Origin of the sequence: Pseudomonas edaphica, from assembly GCF_005863185.1 — a bacterium.
Classification (GTDB): Bacteria; Pseudomonadota; Gammaproteobacteria; order Pseudomonadales; family Pseudomonadaceae; genus Aquipseudomonas; species Aquipseudomonas edaphica.
The window spans coordinates 1-5,465 of the sequence record NZ_VBVZ01000421.1 but is presented as its reverse complement, the minus strand read 5'-3'; the positions used below and the strand labels follow the sequence as shown (position 1 = coordinate 5,465).

5 protein-coding genes are annotated in these 5,465 nt (G+C 60.9%); all 5 read left to right on the top strand.

The features are described from left to right. On the top strand, positions 1-199 hold a 199-nt coding region (locus FEM54_RS23090; RefSeq protein WP_240792788.1), incomplete at its 5' end, for a LuxR C-terminal-related transcriptional regulator. A 194-nt stretch (positions 200-393) separates the two neighbouring features. After that, positions 394-996 (top strand): fimbrial protein, encoded by a 603-nt coding sequence (locus FEM54_RS23085; protein ID WP_017139590.1) that lies wholly within the window; start codon positions 394-396, stop codon positions 994-996. Positions 997-1,071: 75 nt separating this feature from the next. Then, a complete protein-coding gene (locus tag FEM54_RS23080; RefSeq protein WP_017139591.1) occupies positions 1,072-1,812 on the top strand; it encodes a fimbrial biogenesis chaperone in 741 nt (246 codons plus the stop codon). An 85-nt stretch (positions 1,813-1,897) separates the two neighbouring features. Beyond that, on the top strand, positions 1,898-4,408 hold the full coding sequence (locus tag FEM54_RS23075) for a fimbria/pilus outer membrane usher protein (RefSeq protein WP_138453225.1): 2,511 nt from the start codon (positions 1,898-1,900) through the stop codon (positions 4,406-4,408). 602 nt (positions 4,409-5,010) lie between these two features. Beyond that, a partial coding sequence (locus FEM54_RS23065) for an HAD family acid phosphatase (RefSeq protein ID WP_276614740.1) occupies positions 5,011-5,465 on the top strand: 455 nt, incomplete at its 3' end.

Below are 5,465 nucleotides of genomic sequence, written 5' to 3'. Positions count from 1 at the left end.
CTTTACCAGTTTGTCGCCCAAAGAGTTCGAGATCCTGCGCTTATTTATTTCCGGCATGAGCGTCAGTGATATTGCGCGCAGCCAGAACCGCAGTTCAAAGACCATCAGCGCGCAAAAGATCTCGGCCATGCGCAAACTTGAAGTGAGCAGTGACCAGGACCTGCTCGCTTATTGCCTGGCACGTAACATTTTCAACTAACCCACAACTAGCAAGCCATTTAAAACAATGGCTTCGCCCTTTATTTGCTGAGTATTCACACGCCCTTGCACCGCTCTAAACCGTCCGTTCCCTGACTTATAAGAATCGTCTTATTCGCTCGCTTGCCCTCGCCGCTTATTCTCCTCTCGCAGTTCAACAACAGCATTTTCCAACTAACACTAACGGACATCATCATGAAGAAGTTTTCCCTGGCAGTTATCGCCTCGGCCATTATCGCCGCTTCCGGCAGTGCATTTGCCGTCGACCCGGCACCGACGCCGACCCTGGGCGGCAGCGGTAAAATCACCTTCACCGGCGTGATCAACAACGATGCCTGCTCGGTCGACGGCGCCAACTCCGACCGCACCATTTCGGTGGACATGGGCAACGTGTCGATCAAGGACATGGGCACCGCCGAAAACCCAACCGCAGGCCGTGTCACCGCCAAAGACTTCAACCTGAACGTCAACTGCAACCAGGGCACCAAAGTCGCGATGATCTTTGACGCCAACAACGGCGGTTCGGGCCTGGTCACCGGCAAAAAAGTCCTGGCCCTGAACCCGGGTTCGGCCACTGCACAAAACGTCGGTATCGCCCTGCTCGACAGCAAAGGCAGCCTGATCGACCTCAGCTCTTCCAGCACCGCGCGCATCGAAAGCACCATGCACGGCGCCGGCACTACTGGCGGCGACGCCACCCTGAGCTTCGCGGCCGCCTACGTCACCACCGCAGCCGCCGGTTCGTCCACCGCCGGTCGCGGTGATGCCACCCTGCCGTTCATCCTGCAATACGAATAACTCGGCGCCCCAGGCACCGAACGCGCGAGGCCCTGCGGCCTCGCCATTGTCTTTTGATTACACCGGATAACCCTCATGCCGCCTCGTTCTATCGCCGCATGCTTGGGGCTACTGGGCTTGCTTATGGCTGCCCAGGCCGCCGCCAGCATTTCGTTGAATGCCACCCGCATCGTGTTTGATGGCGACCACAAGGAAGCCAATATCACCGTGCGCAACGGCAACCAGGATGTGTTGATTCAATCCTGGGTCGACATGAACGATGCCAGCGCCAGCCGCGCGCCGTTTGCCGTCACCCCGCCATTGGCGCGGGTATTCGCCAAGGAACAACAATTGCTGCGCATTCTGTACGAAGGCAAAGGCATGCCCACGGACCGCGAGTCGGTGGTGTGGCTCAACGTGCAGGAAATCCCCAAGGCCAGCGCCGCCGAGAACACCTTGCAGTTGGCCATCCGCCAGCGCATCAAGATTTTTTACCGCCCTGCCGGCCTTACCGGCAGCGCGCTGCAAGCGCCTGCGCAACTTGAATGGACACTGGCCAAACACGGCGGCCAGACCCTGCTGCAGGTGAAAAACCCGACGCTGTATCACGTGTCCATGGCCGACATCAAAGTACAGTCGGTGCTGGCCAGCGACTCCACCATGATTGCGCCTGGCGAGCAAAAACAGTTCCCGATCGCAGCAGCCATCGCCAACGGCCCGGTGCAACTGTCGTTTTCCAGCATCAATGACTATGGCGCGCAGAACCACTACAGCGCGCCCCTGTCGAGCGGCGCTGCGCTACCTGCGCACGCGACTGAATCGCGCCTCAAACCCTAAGTAGCTTCTCTAACCCACAGGCTCACTTCGCGTGCGTGTTTGCGTGCCCGGCTGTCCGTCAATCAGGGATGTCATAGGTCTTCGCATGTCTTTTCTTTCCAGCAACAGGCCCGCACGTGGCGTACTGAAGTTGAAGACGCTGTCGCTCGCGATGGCTGCCAGCCTGCCGACCTGGGCGGTGGCCGATGACGCAGCGCAAAGCTTCAACACCACGTTCCTGCAGGGCTCGCAGTCGCCAGTCGATTTGCAGCAACTACTCTCAGCCAACAGCGTGCTGCCGGGCAATTACCGGGTCGACCTGTACAGCAACGAAGTGCTGGTGGGCCGGCGTGATATCGACTTCAAGCGCAACCCGAACAACGGCCGGGTCGAAGCCTGCCTGACCCTCGACCTGCTCAAGCAATTGGGCGTCGACATGGGCCGATTGCAGGCCGAAGGCAAACTCGACCCGCAACAACCGCAAGAGTGTTATGCCCTCGCGGACATGATCGAAGACGCCAGCGTGCGTTACGACAGCAGCCGCCTGCGCCTGTTGGCAAGTATTCCGCAAGTGGCCATGCAGCGCGGCTTGCGCGGGTATGTCGACCCGCAGCTGTGGGACGACGGCGTGCCGGCCGCGTTCATCAACTACCAGCTCAACAGCAGCCGCACCGCCGGCGACTATAAAACCCGCATCGCCAATAACCTCGGGCTGCGCAACGGCATCAACCTGGGCGCCTGGCGCCTGCGCAACGAATCGAACATGAGCAGCGGCACCGACCGCTCGAACACCTTCACCAGCAACCGCACCTACGTGCAGCACGACGTGACCGCGATCAAGGGCCAGTTCAGCGCCGGTGAGATTTTCTCCGACACCGACCTGTTCGACAGTGTGCGCTATCGCGGCCTCAAACTGGCCTCCGACGACGGCATGCGTGCCGACAGCGAGCGCGGCTACGCGCCGGTGATTCGTGGCGTGGCGCAGACCAACGCGACCGTAGAGATCCGCCAGAACGACTACATCCTCTACACCGCCAACGTCGCGCCCGGCCCGTTCGAGATCAACGACATCTACCCCAGCGGCTCCAACGGCGACTTGCAAATCACCGTGATCGAAGCCGACGGCAGCCGGCGAGTGACGATGCAGGCGTTTTCCAGTTTGCCGATCATGGTGCGTGAAGGTCAGGTCAAGTACAGCCTCTCGGCGGGCACGTTCAAGAGCAATGCCGACGGCCTGGGGAGCCCACGCTTTCTCAGCGGCACGCTGGCATATGGCTTGACCAGCAACCTCAGCGGCATCGTCGGCCTGCAAGCCAGCGAGGACTACAGCGCGCTGTCGATCGGCGCTGGCAGGAACACTGCGTTCGGCGCCTTCTCCCTGGATACCACGCACTCGTCCAGCAAGGCGCGCGGGCAAACCCACCAGGGCAGCAGCGTGCGGGCGTTGTACGCGAAGACCTTTGCCGGCACCGACACCAACTTCACCCTGGCCGCCTACCGTTACTCCACCGAGGGCTACCGCACCCTCACCGACCACGTGGAAGACAACAGCGAAGACGTGCGCGTGCGCACCGGCCATTCAAAAACCCGTACCGACCTGACCATCAACCAGAGCCTGGGACGTAACAGCGAGTTTGGCAGCCTGTACGTCAACGCCAGTGACCAGCGCTATTGGAACCGTGGCGGCTCGCGCAGTTTGTCCGCCGGCTACACCGGCAATTGGGGCGACCTGAGCTACAACCTTGGCGTGACGCGCACCCAGCAGATCGTCACCTATGGTGAGCCCAGCAGCGACACCCAAGTGAACCTGTCCGTCTCATTCCCACTGGGCAGCCAGGCCCGTGCGCCGCGAGCCTTTGTCACTACCAGCCATCAGCGCGGCGACACCACCACGCAAGCGGGTATCAACGGTTACGTCGCCGATACCAGTGACACCTTCTATTCGGTGCAGGCGGGCCATAGCGATACCAGCGGCGACTCCGGCTCGGTGAATATCAACAGCCGCACCTCTATGGCGGATGTGAGCCTGGGTTACAGCCAGGGTCAGGGCTACAACTCGCAGAACCTCAACCTCGCCGGCTCCGTGGTGGCGCACGCAGGTGGCGTCAACCTGGGGCAGACCGTCAGCGAAACCTTCGCCCTGGCTGAAGTGCCGGGTATCTCGGGGGCTAAAATCGGCAGCTACAGCGGCGTCGAGACCGGCTACAACGGCTATGCGGTGATCCCCACGGCGCAACCTTACCGGGTGAACTGGATCAGCCTGGACACCCGCGACCTGGGCGGCGATGTGGAAATCACCAACGCCACCCAGCAACTGGTGCCGCGCCGTGGCGCTATTGTAGTTGCGCGTTACAGCGGCACCACCGGGCGACGGGTGTTGTTCGAGCTGTTTGATGCGCAGCACAAGCCATTGTCGTTCGGGGCTTCGCTGGAAGACTCGGCGGGTAAGCAACTGGCGATTGCGGACCCGAATGGGAATGCGCTGGCGTTGGTGGAGCAGGATCAGGGCACGCTGATCATCAAGTGGGGCGAGCAGCGCTGCAGTGCAAGCTATGCGCTACCGCCGCAGAACAAGGCGTTGAACTATGAGCGGCAGGCGTTGGTGTGTGGGCCTTGAGGGGTGGTGGCTCGTCTGCTTTTCTGTGGGAGCTGGCTTGCCTGCGATGCAAACACCTCGGTGTATCAGGTAAACCGAGTTGATGCCATCGCAGGCAAGCCAGCTCCCACCTTTGACCGAGTATGGCTCTGTTGTTGCTGTTGTTGTTGCTGTTGCTGTTGCTCCGGCCTTTACATCCTTTTCGATGACGAAGTCAGCGGTCTTTTGATCTGCGCTTTTGATCTTGATCTGAAATCGCCCCGTCAAACACGATGGCCGGAATCTGACAGTGATTTGGGGGGTAAACCGGCAGGGACGCCGGTTTAGCCGCCCCGCGCCATGGATGGCGCGTGGCGGCGGCCCCCCAAATCACTGGCGGATTGCGGGCATGCCGAGCCATAGCGAGGCACCGAGTGTTGGGGCGAGGACCTTTTGCTTACTTTTGACTGGGCCGGCATTCCGGTCCTTGCAAAAGTGAGCCGCCGTAAGGGCGGAACCATAGGCCGCCGTTACCGCAGCAACGGATATGTACACCTACCCCCCCCAAAAAAAACATTCGGGATTGATGTATAGCCTGATTAGGCTAAGGTGCTGCCCACACGCGTCCACCGCCGAGGCATCCCATGCGCCACCTGATTTTCGCCAGTGTCTGCCTGCTGACCACCGCCCTGACCGGCTGCCAGCAGACCCCGCCGGCCAACGACCAACTCGACGCCGTGCTCTGGACCCAGACCTCCATCGAACACGAGTTGATCTACCGCCAGCTGTTCGCCAACGCCACCCGCCAACTCGACGTGGCCCTGGCCGACCCGACCTGGGATGCCCTGCCCTTTCCACCCCGCAATCTGAACGGCTTGCCTCCAGCGGTGGTGGTGGATATCGACGAAACCCTGCTGGACAACGTGCCGCTGAACGCGCGCGATATCATCAATAATCAAATCTATTCCTACGATCGCTGGAACACCTGGGTCGACCAGGCCAAGGCCCAGGCATTGCCGGGCGCAGTGGCTTTCCTGCACGCCGCCGAGCAAAAAGGCATCAAGGTTTACTACCTCACCAACCGCGAACACAGCCAGGT

Coding starts and splice junctions, on each gene's coding strand:
- FEM54_RS23085 (WP_017139590.1), top strand. CDS start 394: ATGAAGAAGTTTTCCCTGGCAGTTATCGCCTCGGCCATTATCGCCGCT.
- FEM54_RS23080 (WP_017139591.1), top strand. CDS start 1,072: ATGCCGCCTCGTTCTATCGCCGCATGCTTGGGGCTACTGGGCTTGCTT.
- FEM54_RS23075 (WP_138453225.1), top strand. CDS start 1,898: ATGTCTTTTCTTTCCAGCAACAGGCCCGCACGTGGCGTACTGAAGTTG.